This window comes from Paenibacillus sp. FSL H3-0329 (genome assembly GCF_037963285.1).
Lineage (GTDB): Bacteria > Bacillota > Bacilli > Paenibacillales > Paenibacillaceae > Paenibacillus_AQ > Paenibacillus_AQ odorifer.
Genome location: NZ_CP150150.1, coordinates 1,744,053 through 1,757,833 on the forward strand (window position 1 = coordinate 1,744,053; position 13,781 = coordinate 1,757,833).

At 46.6% G+C, this 13,781-nt stretch carries 16 protein-coding genes; 15 read left to right on the forward strand and 1 reads right to left on the reverse strand.

Annotation, left to right across the window (positions count from 1 at the left end):
- Positions 1-184: 184 nt before the first annotated feature.
- On the reverse strand, positions 185-1,258 hold the full coding sequence (locus NSQ66_RS07550; protein WP_076141200.1) for a M42 family metallopeptidase: 1,074 nt from the start codon (positions 1,256-1,258) through the stop codon (positions 185-187).
- Positions 1,259-1,505: 247 nt separating this feature from the next.
- On the opposite strand from NSQ66_RS07550, the gene NSQ66_RS07555 reads away from it, so the two are divergent.
- The 15 genes from NSQ66_RS07555 to NSQ66_RS07625 all read left to right on the forward strand — a co-directional run bounded on the left by NSQ66_RS07555 (position 1,506) and on the right by NSQ66_RS07625 (position 13,749).
- Entirely contained in the window at positions 1,506-1,682 is a 177-nt protein-coding gene (locus NSQ66_RS07555) for a hypothetical protein (RefSeq protein WP_155288103.1), read from the forward strand.
- A 139-nt stretch (positions 1,683-1,821) separates the two neighbouring features.
- A complete protein-coding gene (spoVAC, locus tag NSQ66_RS07560; RefSeq protein ID WP_036675716.1) occupies positions 1,822-2,325 on the forward strand; it encodes a stage V sporulation protein AC in 504 nt (167 codons plus the stop codon).
- Positions 2,322-3,353, forward strand: coding sequence for a stage V sporulation protein AD (spoVAD, locus tag NSQ66_RS07565; protein WP_036675714.1), 1,032 nt, complete (start codon positions 2,322-2,324; stop codon positions 3,351-3,353). The genes spoVAC and spoVAD overlap by 4 nt, the downstream gene beginning before the upstream one ends.
- A 2-nt stretch (positions 3,354-3,355) precedes the next feature.
- The gene (spoVAE, locus tag NSQ66_RS07570; RefSeq protein ID WP_036675923.1) at positions 3,356-3,706 is read left to right on the forward strand and encodes a stage V sporulation protein AE; all 351 of its coding nucleotides are present in this window, start codon (positions 3,356-3,358) and stop codon (positions 3,704-3,706) included.
- A 155-nt stretch (positions 3,707-3,861) separates the two neighbouring features.
- Complete coding sequence (locus tag NSQ66_RS07575; protein ID WP_036675712.1) at positions 3,862-4,818, forward strand: MoxR family ATPase; 957 nt, start codon at positions 3,862-3,864, stop codon at positions 4,816-4,818.
- Position 4,819: 1 nt separating this feature from the next.
- Positions 4,820-6,064, forward strand: a complete 1,245-nt coding sequence (locus NSQ66_RS07580) for a DUF58 domain-containing protein (protein WP_076141201.1) — start codon at positions 4,820-4,822, stop codon at positions 6,062-6,064.
- Position 6,065: 1 nt separating this feature from the next.
- Positions 6,066-8,306, forward strand: coding sequence for a transglutaminase domain-containing protein (locus NSQ66_RS07585; RefSeq protein WP_076141202.1), 2,241 nt, complete (start codon positions 6,066-6,068; stop codon positions 8,304-8,306).
- Between the two features lie 87 nt (positions 8,307-8,393).
- Positions 8,394-8,915 (forward strand): YqeG family HAD IIIA-type phosphatase, encoded by a 522-nt coding sequence (locus NSQ66_RS07590; protein ID WP_076213420.1) that lies wholly within the window; start codon positions 8,394-8,396, stop codon positions 8,913-8,915.
- Between the two features lie 2 nt (positions 8,916-8,917).
- Positions 8,918-10,045: a ribosome biogenesis GTPase YqeH gene (gene yqeH, locus NSQ66_RS07595; protein WP_326047456.1), complete on the forward strand. Its 1,128-nt coding sequence runs from the start codon at positions 8,918-8,920 to the stop codon at positions 10,043-10,045.
- A 17-nt stretch (positions 10,046-10,062) separates the two neighbouring features.
- A complete protein-coding gene (gene aroE / locus NSQ66_RS07600) occupies positions 10,063-10,935 on the forward strand; it encodes a shikimate dehydrogenase (RefSeq protein WP_339279645.1) in 873 nt (290 codons plus the stop codon).
- Between the two features lie 67 nt (positions 10,936-11,002).
- Positions 11,003-11,296 (forward strand): ribosome assembly RNA-binding protein YhbY, encoded by a 294-nt coding sequence (gene yhbY / locus NSQ66_RS07605; protein WP_036675703.1) that lies wholly within the window; start codon positions 11,003-11,005, stop codon positions 11,294-11,296.
- 36 nt (positions 11,297-11,332) lie between these two features.
- The gene (locus tag NSQ66_RS07610) at positions 11,333-11,935 is read left to right on the forward strand and encodes a nicotinate-nucleotide adenylyltransferase (protein WP_036675702.1); all 603 of its coding nucleotides are present in this window, start codon (positions 11,333-11,335) and stop codon (positions 11,933-11,935) included.
- Positions 11,907-12,485 carry a bis(5'-nucleosyl)-tetraphosphatase (symmetrical) YqeK gene (yqeK, locus tag NSQ66_RS07615; RefSeq protein ID WP_076144513.1) on the forward strand — a complete coding sequence of 193 codons (579 nt, stop codon included), beginning with the start codon at positions 11,907-11,909 and terminating at the stop codon, positions 12,483-12,485. Before NSQ66_RS07610 ends, yqeK begins: the two co-directional genes overlap by 29 nt.
- Positions 12,482-12,829 carry a ribosome silencing factor gene (gene rsfS / locus NSQ66_RS07620; RefSeq protein ID WP_076213395.1) on the forward strand — a complete coding sequence of 116 codons (348 nt, stop codon included), beginning with the start codon at positions 12,482-12,484 and terminating at the stop codon, positions 12,827-12,829. The genes yqeK and rsfS overlap by 4 nt, the downstream gene beginning before the upstream one ends.
- On the forward strand, positions 12,826-13,749 hold the full coding sequence (locus NSQ66_RS07625) for a S1-like domain-containing RNA-binding protein (RefSeq protein ID WP_036675697.1): 924 nt from the start codon (positions 12,826-12,828) through the stop codon (positions 13,747-13,749). Before rsfS ends, NSQ66_RS07625 begins: the two co-directional genes overlap by 4 nt.
- Positions 13,750-13,781: the final 32 nt, after the last annotated feature.

The window sequence follows — 13,781 nt, forward strand, 5'->3', positions numbered from 1 at the left end:
TAGTACCTATAGCGGGATCAGCGAGCAATGGGATTGATAAGCATAAGCACAATTGGTTTTTAAAAGTAATATCGGGGTTTGTAAACACCACTGGGGCGCAAGTGACACAGGTCCGTAAGCCACGACCCCCAAAAAAAAGCAGCAATCCTTCAAAAAGGATTGCTGCTCTTTTAAAAATAAGAACCTAACTGTTCTCGATAATCGTTTGCAGTGTAGTGCGGTCGAGGCCTTCTACGAGTTTAACTAACAGCTCTTTAGCAGCTTCGTAGTCATCGCTATGAATAACTGATGAAGCGGTATGAATGTAGCGGGAGCATATTCCGATGACTGCGGAAGGAACGCCGATTCCACTTACATGAACCTGACCTGCATCTGTTCCACCTTGGGAGACAAAATACTGGTATTTGATCTTGTGAGTATCCGCTGTGTCTTGTACATATTCGATCAGGCCGCGATGTGTAACCATCGTTGGATCAAAAATGCGCAGGAGAGCGCCTTTACCCAAATGGCCAAAGGCTTGGCTATCACCGGTCATATCAGCAGCAGCGCTCGCATCCAAGCCAAAGAAGATGTCTGGGGACAGAAGATTAGCGGCTGTACGTGCTCCACGAAGTCCAACTTCCTCTTGTACGGTAGCTCCAGCATAAACAGTATTAGGCAGCTTTTTGCCGTGTAATGATTTAACCAGCTCAATGGCGAGACCTACGCCGTAACGGTTATCCCACGCTTTAGCCATGATTTTTTTAGGGTTGGCAAGCGGGGTGAACGGACAGATTGGCAGTACTTGTTGACCTGGTCTGACGCCAAAGCTTTCTGCCTCTTCACGGCTGTCTGCACCGATATCAATATACATTTTGCTGATTTCGCCCGTCTTGCCGCGTTCTTCAGCGCTTAGTAGATGGATAGGGGTGCTGCCAACAACACCAGTCAATGTCCCTTTTGGTGTAATGATTTGGAGACGCTGGGAAGCAACAGCAGAAGCAAGCCAGCCGCCTAGCGGTTGAAAACGAATCATCCCGGTGTTAGTAATTCCGGTGACCATAAAGCCCACTTCGTCAAAATGTCCAGCGACCATAATTTTTGGCCCGTTTTCCTCACCGCGCAATACGCCGAACAGACTTCCGAGACGATCCTGCACGAACTCTTCGGTATAAGGTGTCATAGAATCCTTGACGTAAGCGCGGAGTTCGCGCTCAAAGCCCGGGGCTGCAGGGAATTCGGTAAGTGTTTTGAATAGATTCAATGTTTCTTGATTCATTTGAAATCACTCCTTTATTAAAATATAAGGACGTATAAGCTTTGCGTTATACATCATCCTTATAGTTCTACGAGAAACGGTTGCCATCCAAAATGGACGACAACGTTATTTCTTCCTGCCACTTAGTATGAACATTGTGAGCTCACTTGTCCATGCTAAAGAGACAAATGAACACCCGGTGAACGCTCCGCGAATACAATGCAATAGGGGCTCTGGTGGCAGGAGCTTTAGAAAGGATGCGAAGGAAATGAGGGTAGCAGGTAGTGTACCCAAAAGAAGGGTGCAGGGAGGATACTCCAAAAGAAACCTAAAGGTTAGCGGAGCGCGCAGACGTTACTGGCGCCACAACTCTCTGGAAAAGGAAGCGGTGCTTATTCTTGTGCTGTTCCTGCTGCTGATAGTTGTGTTACTGTATTTTTCCTGAATTGGAGGGACATAACGAAGCGGGGTATGGCAAACAATAAGGAAAACTTCTAAGCGAAGAAACAACTTGAGGGGCTCAAAGTGAGTACTACTATGATGCTTGTCAGCCCCCTTCGCCTAACTTTCAGGAGGTGCTCTCAATGCCGGCGAAAACGAAAAAATCGGGTGTCAAGCTGAAGCTTGATACCCTGACCCCGCAAGATTACGAGAAATTGTCCAAGCCCTTTGTACCCGCTAGGCCCGTATTCAAAAACTGTGTGCGAGCATTTCTTGCTGGCGGCCTAATCTGTGTAATTGGACAAGGGATTCAGGAGGCTTATATGGCCATATTCGATATGACCTCCAAAGAAGCTGCAAGTCCAACTGTAGCGACGATGATTCTACTCTCTGTAATTCTGACCAGCTTTGGCGTTTATGACAAAATGGCCCAATGGGCCGGTGCAGGAACTGCGGTTCCGGTTACTGGTTTTGCGAACAGTATGTGTTCAGCAGCTCTGGAACACCGTGCGGAAGGACTTGTGCTCGGTGTGGGTGGCAATATGTTCAAGCTGGCGGGTTCAGTCATCGTATTTGGTGCTGTCGCTGCTTTCATAATTGGTATCGTCTATCTCTTTTTAGGCGTAGGTGGAGGTGCACATACATGAAACAGCTTGGCAGTCAGACTTGGGAGTTCACGAGCCGTCCCGTTATTTTAGGCTCTTCCGCTGTAGTGGGGCCTGAAGAGGGAGAGGGTCCATTAACGTCAGATTTTGATTTTATATTTGACTCCCTGGAAATGGGAGAAAAAACATGGGAAAAGGCCGAGCGGGCTCTTTTCGAAAAAGCTTCCCTACTGGCACTGATTAATGCAAACCTCGATAAGGAGAAGCTGGAGTTTTTTGTTGGCGGAGATTTGATGAACCAGATTATCAGCAGCTCCTTCGCGGCAAGAAAATTAGGTGTGCCTTATCTTGGAGTCTTTGGTGCTTGCTCCACTTCCATGGAGAGCCTGGCGATTGCCTCTATGATCGTTGATTCCGGAGGGAGCAAATACGTGCTCGCGGGAACATCCAGCCATAACTGTACGGTGGAAAAGCAATTCCGTTATCCTACCGAATACGGTTCACAGAAGCCGCCAACAGCGCAATATACGGTCACAGGCTCGGGCTGTGCTGTAGTAGGTCAGAATGATGGGACTGGCAACAATCCGGTAGTGGTCTCGGCTACCCTTGGACGAATAATGGATCTCGGTTTGACAGATCCTTTTAATATGGGAACAGCGATGGCACCGGCGGCAGCGGATACGATTACTGCGCATTTTCGGGATACCGGACTATCCCCCGGGCATTATGACTTAATTGTAACAGGCGATCTTGCATCTGTAGGCTTGCCCATTGCGAAAACCTTATTAGCTAAAGAAGGGATTCCAATGGAGCAAACAACCTTTGATGATTGCGGTTTGCTTATCTACGATTTGGAGAAACAGAAGTATGTGATCGCCGGAGGAAGTGGTTGTGGATGTTCCGCGGTAGTGACTTATGGTCATATACTCAAGCGTATTAAAAAAGGTGAGCTTAAACGGGTGCTGATTGTGGCAACTGGAGCCTTATTATCCCCATTGTCATACCAGCAGGGAGAGAGCATTCCGTGTGTGGCTCATGCTGTTGCTATAGAAAGTGGAGGTGGAGTTTAATGATGATTTACTTATGGGCTTTTCTGATCGGAGGAGCCATTTGCGTTATAGGCCAGCTGATGTTTGATGTATTGAAGCTGACACCTGCACATACGATGAGTACATTAGTTGTAGCCGGAGCGATTGCTGATGCTTTTGGCATCTACGATCCACTTGTGAAATTTGCGGGTGCAGGCGCAACCATTCCAATCACAAGCTTCGGTAACTCTTTGGTCCATGGGGCATTGACAGAGCTGGAACGGGATGGCTGGATCGGTGTAGTTACAGGGATTTTTGATATCACGAGCGCAGGGATTTCGTCAGCGATTGTGTTCTCTTTCCTGGCTGCATTGGTTGTCCGGCCTAAAGGATAATGGGATTCTAGCGCTTTAGATTAGAACCTGCGGGACATTGTGTCCTGCGGGTTTTTGGTTTGTTTACACTTCGTAAGCTTCAACAATGTACTTTGGGTCCCCTAATCATGTAAAATATAAATATTACTGCTTATTCTGACCTAGGAGGATCATATATGCCCGTTCGTCAAGAATCAATGCACATCATGAATGCTGTCCGTAATAATCTAGAATCCTGCATACTTGGAAAATCATTTGAAATACAATTGCTGCTAACAGCGCTGCTTGCCGGTGGTCATGTTCTGATCGAGGATGTACCGGGAACAGGAAAGACCCAGCTTATTCGCGCACTTTCCAGATCAATGTCCGGGGAGTATCGCCGGATACAATGTAATCCGGATATTCTTCCGAGTGATATTACCGGTGTATCTGTGTATCATCCGAGGGACGAGATGTTTCATTTCCGCCCAGGTCCGGTGATGACGAATATCCTGCTGGCTGATGAAATTAACCGAGCCACGACAAAGACACAATCCGCCCTTCTGGAAGTGATGGAGGAACGTAATGTAACCGTAGATGGGGAGACCTATCCGCTTCCGCATCCATTTATGTTGTGCGCCACCCAGAATCCGATAGATTTTGAGGGAACCTACACGCTGCCGGAAGCTCAGTTGGATCGTTTTATGCTAAGAATTAGTCTTGGTTATCCTGATGCAGCAACCGAAAAAAATCTATTGTTGAGCCATCAAGAAGGTCAACCAGTGGACAGGCTTACAGCTGTCACTAGTATGGAGCAGATCGCTAGTATTCAAGAGGAGATTCGTGAGATTTATATGAGTGATCCTGTACTGAATTACTTGTTAGATATTGTACGCCAGACAAGAGAGCATCCGCTTGTATTGCTAGGTGCAAGTCCACGTGCTTCGTTATCGTTTATGCTGGCTTGTAAAGCTTATGCTTTCCTACAGGGAAGGGATTATGTTCTTCCGGATGACGTAAAGGTGCTTACTCCATTTGCCTTGGGTCATCGTATATTGCTGCGTCCAGAGTCGCGGCTAGATAATATTAGCGTAGATTCGCTGCTTCAAAAGCTTCTGCAGAGCATTCATGTGCCTGTTACGATGAGGCAATAATATGAGACGTTATTTGTCTACGGTGGCAGCTCACATTCAGCCTACCAAATTCGCCAGCATCCTTGTAATTTGGAGTATTACGCTCTTATATGTACTATTTCAGGGCGGTAAAACTGCATTTATGTTGTTTATTATGGTCTCTGTACTTATTGCATATCTGATTGCTGGAGGTTTAGGAGGCGTTCGGCGGGCTAAGGGTGTTCGCAGTTTTTATGCCGAACAGGATAAGGGAGATTTGCTCTCTGCCGGTGGGTATCTTCGTGTAGGTCTGAAGGTCACAATCCCGGGAATTTTGCCTTTACCTTATGTGGTTGTAAGGGAAGTTCTGAAACGGCATAATGGCGAATCATGGGTATTTGAGGAAAGCCTGATTCCCAGCCTCAGAGGGCATGGGGAACTGCGGTTTCAGACACCGGTTCTGGAACGGGGCACTTATACATTTTCAGATACGGATATCATCAGCCAAGATATTTTTGGCCTTGTCGAGCATAAAGGTACTTTTCTGGCTGAAGGACAGTTTCAGGTGTTGCCTCGTGCAATCTATGTTCCGCGCTGGCAGTTATATGAAAGAAAATCCCGTCTTTCTGGACCACAGACCTCTGTTGTTCAATCACGTCGTGAGACCACCCAAATTAACGGTGTACGCGACTACGTATACGGCGACCGCCTAACACGCATACATTGGAATGCAACGGCAAAGACAGGCTCGTGGAAGTCCAAAGAGTTCGAGCATGAGTCGATTCCCAAAACCATTCTAGTTCTGGACGGCTCTGCTTCTGCTTATATGAATTCGAATCAATTTGAACTCGCAGTCTCTGTAGCAACTTCACTTCTTGGATTCGGTATTCGAGAGCGGATAGGGATCGGTCTTTGCTGCTTGGATAAGACCACGAAGGTATTTGCACCAGTTGAAGGTGCTGCTGAACGTCAGAAAATGATTCAATATTTGATCGATCTTAACGCCGAAGGGCATGGTCCACTCATTTCCCGTTTGGAAAAAGGATATCGTATGTTCCCTAAAGGCTCATACTTCGTGCTAATTAGTCCTCAAAGTGGCCAACCTGTACTGGATGCATTACGTTGGGCTGACAGCAGAGGGATGACTCCGTCTCACATTCATATAGGGAATTTATCAGAAACGAACAGCAGCACAGATTGGACAGACGTTCTAAGATCTCGGGGGATTACAGGCTACAGCATTAATTCACTGCAAGAGCTTCCCATAGTATTAGGAGGGGAAGTCTGATATGAAAAACTGGTGGAATCAGATGAAATTCTCATGGCATCGTTCTTTAGGTCTATTGTGGCTTTTGATTATAGCCCACCAGTGGGTCTCTTATACGGAGCCTATCTGGTTAAGACAGACAACTGCTGTTGTGTGGGCTGCATTAATAACGATCACTGTTATGGAAATCATAATTCCTGTTAAAGTTCAAATAAGGCTCTTTATTGAAGCGGCAGCTATTATTTATATCGTTTATCGTATACTTATCAATTATGGTATATACGTCGCTGATCCTTGGGCAACAACCCTCCCGGACAGACTGCAGGATATTGCAGTTCATATGGTGCCCTATATCTGGTTTGCTCTCGGGGCCTCAGCCCTGCTGCTGTTGTCGTCTTGGTGGGCATCCTCAAAAAGACGTATTTTATGGTTTATAGGAATGAACATAGTGGCTTTTGCTGCCTTGGATTCCTTTACATCTATCGTTTTGTGGCAGGAAGTAGCCTGGACGGTATTTGCGGGGATGGGCTGGCTGGTCAGCCATCATCTGAGAAGCTTCCAGCTACATTATCCGCGTGGTTGGGTGCATCTGCTGAAATATCCCACGAAAATTGTCATTAATATTGCCATCGTCTTCTCTTTGGTCATCCTAATTGGAGTGAATATGCCTGGGGTAAGGCCTACCCTAACCGATCCTTATACCGCTTGGCAAGAATGGAATGGGATTGGGAAGTCTTCTGGGAAGGGCACAGTTGGGACCACGAAATCTGAGATGGGTTCTGTCTCCCCTACTAACAATACTTCGTCAGGTTACAGTCTGAATGATGATCAACTAGGCGGCGGCTTTACCTTCGATTATACACCGGTGATGACAGTGGTTTCTGATTTGCGTATTTATATGCGGGGAGAAACGCGCAGATTATATTCCGGAAGAGGCTGGGTCGATAGAGATCGGTTAAATCGGGGACCTCTAGAAGCGGTGGATGTAGGTGAATCTTTAGAGAGCAGTGTGGGTTCTAAAGTGAATACACGAACACTGAAACAAACAGTAACCGTGCTTAATAATAATGAATTTCCTGTGCTGTTTGGCACTTATTCAGTATCTTCGGTGGATTCTTTAAATGGGGAAAAAGCTGGAAATGGACTCTCCTGGAGAAGCCGGGACAGCGAGCTGATCTGGGATGTGGATGGGAAGAAACTCGCTTATCCGTCTACCTTTGAGGTGACGTCTGAGGTTCCTGTAATTCCTGTTCAAGAATTGACAACAAAGACGTATGAGGAGCTATATAAAGGGAACGATTTGGAGAAAATGTTTCTTCAACTGCCTAACGATTTTCCTAAAAGAGTCAGGGAGCTGGCTGAGGAAATCACGGCTGAAGGAAAAACGCCGTATGAAAAAACAGCGCTTTTGCAACAATACTTACAACAAACCTTTCCATATACCAATAATCCAGATATATCACGTGTCACAAGCAACGATTTTGTAGAAGGGTTTTTGTTTGAGTTAAAGGAAGGTTACTGTGATTATTATTCTACGGCACTGGTTACTATGGCGCGCTCTCTGAACATCCCTGCACGATGGGTTAAGGGGTACGCACCTGGGGAACAGCCAGAAATCCCAATGAATCCGGCACAACAGCAATCAGGCACAGTGAATAATAATTATACAATTACCAATGCGGATTCCCACTCTTGGGCTGAGGTTTACTTTGGTGATTATGGTTGGATTCCAGTTGAAGCTACACCTGGATTTAATATTCCGCTTTTAACTCAGAATGAGCAAACCCCTGAAGTCGAGTCAGAAGATCAAGAAGAACAGGCAGAACCTACACCAGCGCCTGTGAATAACGCACAAGAAGATCAAGGGTTTCATGTAGGTCTTTGGGTTGTTGTGGCAGCTGTAGCGGTGTTGCTGTCCTGGACGATTTTTATAGTTTGGCATAGACGCTTTAAGCTTCGCTTCTTCATGCAGCAGCTGCGCAATGGCCGGCCTTTAACGCCAGATCAGAAAGTAGTGGCGGAAACTGAGCGTTGGGTAAGGTATTTGCACCGCAAGGGAATGCTAAAAGAAGAGCACGAAACTTTGCGTGAAGCCGTAGATCGCTGGAGTGGAGAACGTCCGGCAGTGGCTGATCATCTATCCTCACTACTAGCAATGTTCGAAAAGGCGAAATATAGCCCTGAGGTTATTGAAGACAAAGACTGGCAGAGCGTGTATACTGAAGCTTTGTGGGTGCGGAGAAAAATGAGATCCAAGAAATAACACTTTGCGTGAAAGTATAGCTACAGATTTATTTGCGATGCGCAAGGAGTATGTTATAGTTTTTTGTATGAAATCGAGGTGAACGTATTGTTTGAAATGTTAGTTCCCAAACTCCGGGTGAATACGGTATTCGATATTGCTCTGGACGAGCTGTATAGACAGGGATATCGCGGAATCATCACGGATCTGGATAACACACTGGTCGGTGCCAAAGCGCCTGTGGCTACTCCGGAGCTGTTGTTATGGTTCGAAAAGGTGAAGGAACTGGGCTTTAAGCTCATCATCGTATCTAACAATAACATGGAACGGGTGTCACGCTTTGCAACACCGCTTAATATTGAATTTGTGCACCAGGCTCGTAAACCGAGTAATGCTCCTTTTCTCAAAGCGATGAAGCAGATGGAGCTGCCACCTGAACAAACGATTGTGGTGGGAGATCAAATGCTTACAGATGTATACGGCGGCAATCGCCTTGGCCTGTATACTGTTTTGGTACTGCCAATCTCCGTCAAGGATGAGGGGTTCGGCACAAGGTTTAATCGCCGGGTAGAGCGGGTTGCTCTGACACGGCTTCGCAAAAAAGGATTGTGGCACGAGGAGGAAAAATAGTAATGAACGAACAAAGCGAAACACGGCGTCCTGAGAAGTGCAGCGGTTGCGGCATCAAGCTTCAGACGGAGCATAAGGATCAACCAGGATACCTTCCGGAGGTTGCACTTGAACGGGACCCGGTGATTTGCCAACGCTGTTTCCGGATTAAAAATTATAATGAGGCTTCATCTGTTTCGGTGAATCAGGATGAATTTCTTCGCCTGCTGAGTGGAGTAGGAGAGAAGAATGCGCTTGTTATTCATATTGTCGATATCTTCGATTTTGAAGGCAGTCTGATTTCCGGCCTGCAGCGCTTTGTTGGCAATAACCCTGTTATTCTTGCAGTGAATAAATGTGACTTGCTGCCGAAAGTTACAAACTGGAACAAGTTGCGTAACTGGATGCAGCAGCGCTGTAAAGAGGAAGGCTTGCGGACGGCTGAAATCGTACTTTGCAGTGCGAAACGCAATCAAGGTTTTGACCGTTTGCTGGAAGCCGTAACGGAGTTGCGCGGCCAACGTGACGTATATGTCGTGGGTGCTACCAATGTGGGCAAATCCACACTTATTAATCGTCTGATTTCGGACTATAGCGATTTGGAGCAGGAGTTAACGACTTCACGTTACCCTGGCACAACACTCGATACGGTCAAAATTCCATTGGATGATGGCCACTACATTATAGATACTCCAGGGATTGTGTATCCTTGGCGTTATAGTGAATTAGTAGAGCGTCAGGATCTGGATGCAGTTATGCCTGCCAATCCTTTGAAGCCAACAGTCTATCAGTTGAACGAAGGACAGACTCTTTTCTTCGGTGGACTGGGACGTTTTGATTTCGTACAAGGGCCGCATCAATCCTTCACTTGCTTTATTAGTGGTACTTTAAAAATCCATCGCACGAAGCTGGAACGCGCAGATTCCCTCTATCAGGATCATCGCGGTGAAATGCTGTCTCCACCGGGAAGTGACCGGATGGACAAGCTGCCACCTTGGCAGCGGCATGAGTTCCGGATTAATCGGGGCAGCCGAACCGATCTATACATTTCGGGTCTGGGCTGGATTAAGGTTAATGGAACTGAAGGTGCAGTTGTGGCCATTCACGTTCCGCGTGGGGTGAAGGTGCTTACCCGCCCTTCGATGATTTAACGAGGGAGGATAATCTATTGTCTACAACAGCAGTCGAAGGCTACAATAGCGGTAATATTCTACTCGGTGTAATGGGAGATCCTATTATACAATCCAAATCTCCAATTATGCATGAAGCAGCGCTGCAAGCGCTGGGAATTCCGGGTGCTTATGTACCGCTTCATATCCTCCCGGAGAAGCTGGGCGATGCGGTGCAAGCGATCCGTACGCTTGGTTTCCGTGGAGTGAATGTGACGATTCCGCATAAGGTTGCGGTGATGGAGTATTTGGATGTATTAGATGAGAGTGCAGTAGCCGTTGGTGCAGTCAATACGATTGTTAATGATAACGGAGTGCTCACCGGATATAATACGGATGGAATCGGTTATGTGCGTTCGCTCAAAGCGGAAGCTATTTCTGATTTGTCTGGTGCGAAGATTATGGTTATCGGGGCCGGTGGAGCAGCAAGAGGAATTGTTGCCGCACTACTTCAAGAGAAACCTTCTTCAATCATTATTGCTAATCGCAGCGCTGAGAAGGCAGAGGACTTGGCGACACAGTGCCGGAGCAAAGGGAATGTCATCGGGATTAGCATGAACGAAGTAGCAGAAATGCTAAGTAGTGTAGACGTGCTGATCAATACTACCTCCGTAGGTATGTATCCTCATATGGATGAGACACCGATAGATCCTGAACTGCTTCGTGAAGGAATGGTCGTAAGCGATCTGATTTATAATCCGCTGCGCACGCGGCTATTGTTGGAAGGACTCGAACGGGGCTGCACGATTCATGGAGGCCTTGGTATGTTTGTCTATCAGGGAGCTTATGCTCTGGAGTATTGGACAGGGCAGCCTGCTCCTACAGAAATCATGCGGCAGACCATTCTGGATTGTTTGGGTGGAAATGAGTAAGAAATGGATTCATTAAGTTAGGGTAATAATAGGTAATAATATATGTTAATTAAGGAGTTATTCATTTATGTTAACTGGTAAACAAACACGGTATCTTCGTTCATTGGCGCACCATCTCGATCCTATTTTTCAAGTGGGCAAAGGTGGAGTAAACGATCACCTCGTACGCCATATTGAAGAAGCTATTGAGAAGCGCGAGCTTATGAAGATTAGTATACTGAGCAATAATATTGAGAATCCCAAGGAAATCGGTGCTGCTCTGGCTGAACAATCGGGTTCTGAGCTTGTGCAAGTGATCGGTAAGACTGTCGTTCTATACAAAGAATCACGTGATAACAAAACCATTGAGCTGCCGCGTTAATAGCTGTAAGTATACCTTACCGAGGAGGTCGTCCTCTTGAAAGTTGGAATTATGGGAGGTACCTTTGATCCTCTTCATATCGGTCATATGATGGCAGCGGAAGCCGCAAGAGATACTTATGGTCTGCAAGAGGTATGGTTTATGCCTTCACATATCCCGCCTCATAAACATGAGGCAGGTGTATCTGGAGAAGACCGGCTAGCAATGGTGCAGGAAGCGGTGAAGAATCACGAAGCTTTTTGCACATTAGATTGGGAAGTTGTCAGAGGTGGCGTCTCCTATACCTATGAGACCATAAGACGTCTGCAAGAGGAGTATCCGCATTTCGATCTTTATTTCATCATTGGAGCGGATATGGTCCAGTATTTGCCGAAATGGAACGAGATTGAAGAACTGGTGCAGCGGCTTACATTTATTGGTGTGGGTCGTCCGGGAACACCTCTTGATCTAGATGCATTGCCAGACTTTATAGCAAAAAAGGTATTGCTTGCAGATATGCCACTGGTTGATATTTCGTCAACGATGTTAAGAGAACGGGCGGCAGCAGGTAAATCTATTCGTTATATGGTTCCAGAGGCAGTGTTCGATTATGTTCAAAGGAGTGGATTGTATGGCATACGGCCGCGAAGCGCTGATTGAGGCGGTCTCCACACAGATGCCTGATAAGCGCTGGAAGCATACACTCGGCGTGATGGAGACATCTATTCAACTGGCGAAGCAATATGGTGCTGACCCTGAACGTGCAGAGACAGCAGCGATTCTGCATGATGTGGCCAAGTATTGGCCGGTTGAGCGAATGAAGGAGATCATTGAACAAAATCATTTGAATTTGGATCTTCTGGTGTATGACAAGCAGATGTGGCATTCGGAAGTAGGCGCCTTTGTAGCTGAGAAAGACTATGGGATTACGGATCCTGATATTATCAATGCGATTCGTTTCCATACCTCAGGCCGTGAAGACATGAGTTTACTTGAAAAAATCGTCTGCCTAGCTGACTACATCGAGCCTGGGCGTGATTTTCCCGGGGTTGATAAGATACGCGAGAAGGCACAAGTAAGTTTGGAAGAAGGATTAGTCGCTGGGTTCGATTCTACGATTAGTTTGTTACTGGAGAAACGCCGGGTGATTTTCCCCTTAACGGTACTGGCGCGTAATGATTTAGTTAGAATATTGGAGGATAAAATATGAGTGTACAACCAAGCAAGCTGTTAGAACTGGCCCTTAAGGCTGTTGAAGATAAAAAAGCAATGAACGTCGTGGCACTAGATCTACGTAATGTTTCACCAATCAGTGATTACTTTATCGTATGTCACGGTAACTCGGATATTCAGGTACAGGCGATCGCTACCGAAGTCCGTAAAGTAGTTCATGAAGCAGGCGGAATCATCAAAGGGATTGAAGGCATGGATTCAGCACGCTGGGTGCTGATGGATCTTGGCGATGTTATCGTTCATATATTCCACCGCGATGAGCGTGAATATTACAATATCGAGCGTCTGTGGTCCGATGCCAAGGTTGTGGAGACTGTATGAGCCTGATTGCAGGAACTACGGTTACACTTCATGTAGAGCGGGAAGTTTCCCCATACGGATTCTTTTTAAATGCTGGAGACCAAGATGTTATGCTGCATTATACGGAGCTGACAGAGAAGGTAAAAGCCGGTGATAAAGTTGAAGTTTTCATTTTCTTTGATACCGAGGACCGTCTTGCGGCAACGATGAAAAAACCATTTCTGACGCTGGGCGAGATGGCGTTATTGGAAGTGGCTGATATTCATCCGCGTCTGGGCTGCTTTTTGGAAATGGGCCTTGGACGCCAGCTGCTGCTGCCTATTCGTGAGCTTCCAGAACTTCCAGAGCTGCGTCCGCAGGTTGGAGACTATGTGTTTGCGATCATGGAGCATGATAAACAGGGGCGTCTGCGTGCCAAGCTGGCCGGAGAACAGGAGCTTGCTCCACTAGCTCTGCCTGCACCTGAATCTTGGATGGGACAGACTGTAACAGCCCGAGTGTATAAGCCGCTGCAAATGGGTACTTTTGTACTTGTGGATGCGGGTGTTCTAGGCTTTGGGATTATCGGTATGGTCCATTCATCTGAGCGGAGCCGTCTGCTGCGTCTTGGTGAGCAGTTTGAAGCACGTGTCTCTCATATCCGTGAGGATGGACGTGTTAACCTTTCTATGGGTCTCCGTAAAGAAGTGGGGATGGATGTAGATTCTGCCGCACTTTTGGAGTTCTTAAATGCTCGTCCAGGTGGAGCGATGCCTTATTCGGATGCTACGCCGCCAGATATTATCAAACAACGGTTCGGAATCAGTAAATCCGCCTTCAAGCGTGCACTTGGGAAGCTGATGAAGGAAGGCCATATTACTCAAAAAGAGAATTGGACTTATCTTGTTGCTAAGGATAATGAAGAAGGAACAACCGAAGGGCAAGAAGAAACGACGGATTAAGCTTACGATTCAATAGACGTAATTTATAAAAT

Excerpts from the sequence above, each read along its gene's own strand:
- NSQ66_RS07550 (WP_076141200.1), bottom strand. The coding sequence starts at position 1,258 with ATGAATCAAGAAACATTGAATCTATTCAAAACACTTACCGAATTCCCT.
- NSQ66_RS07555 (WP_155288103.1), top strand. The coding sequence starts at position 1,506 with ATGAGGGTAGCAGGTAGTGTACCCAAAAGAAGGGTGCAGGGAGGATAC.
- spoVAC (WP_036675716.1), top strand. The coding sequence starts at position 1,822 with ATGCCGGCGAAAACGAAAAAATCGGGTGTCAAGCTGAAGCTTGATACC.
- spoVAD (WP_036675714.1), top strand. The coding sequence starts at position 2,322 with ATGAAACAGCTTGGCAGTCAGACTTGGGAGTTCACGAGCCGTCCCGTT.
- spoVAE (WP_036675923.1), top strand. The coding sequence starts at position 3,356 with ATGATTTACTTATGGGCTTTTCTGATCGGAGGAGCCATTTGCGTTATA.
- NSQ66_RS07575 (WP_036675712.1), top strand. The coding sequence starts at position 3,862 with ATGCCCGTTCGTCAAGAATCAATGCACATCATGAATGCTGTCCGTAAT.
- NSQ66_RS07580 (WP_076141201.1), top strand. The coding sequence starts at position 4,820 with ATGAGACGTTATTTGTCTACGGTGGCAGCTCACATTCAGCCTACCAAA.
- NSQ66_RS07585 (WP_076141202.1), top strand. The coding sequence starts at position 6,066 with ATGAAAAACTGGTGGAATCAGATGAAATTCTCATGGCATCGTTCTTTA.
- yqeH (WP_326047456.1), top strand. The coding sequence starts at position 8,918 with ATGAACGAACAAAGCGAAACACGGCGTCCTGAGAAGTGCAGCGGTTGC.
- yhbY (WP_036675703.1), top strand. The coding sequence starts at position 11,003 with ATGTTAACTGGTAAACAAACACGGTATCTTCGTTCATTGGCGCACCAT.
- yqeK (WP_076144513.1), top strand. The coding sequence starts at position 11,907 with ATGGCATACGGCCGCGAAGCGCTGATTGAGGCGGTCTCCACACAGATG.
- rsfS (WP_076213395.1), top strand. The coding sequence starts at position 12,482 with ATGAGTGTACAACCAAGCAAGCTGTTAGAACTGGCCCTTAAGGCTGTT.
- NSQ66_RS07625 (WP_036675697.1), top strand. The coding sequence starts at position 12,826 with ATGAGCCTGATTGCAGGAACTACGGTTACACTTCATGTAGAGCGGGAA.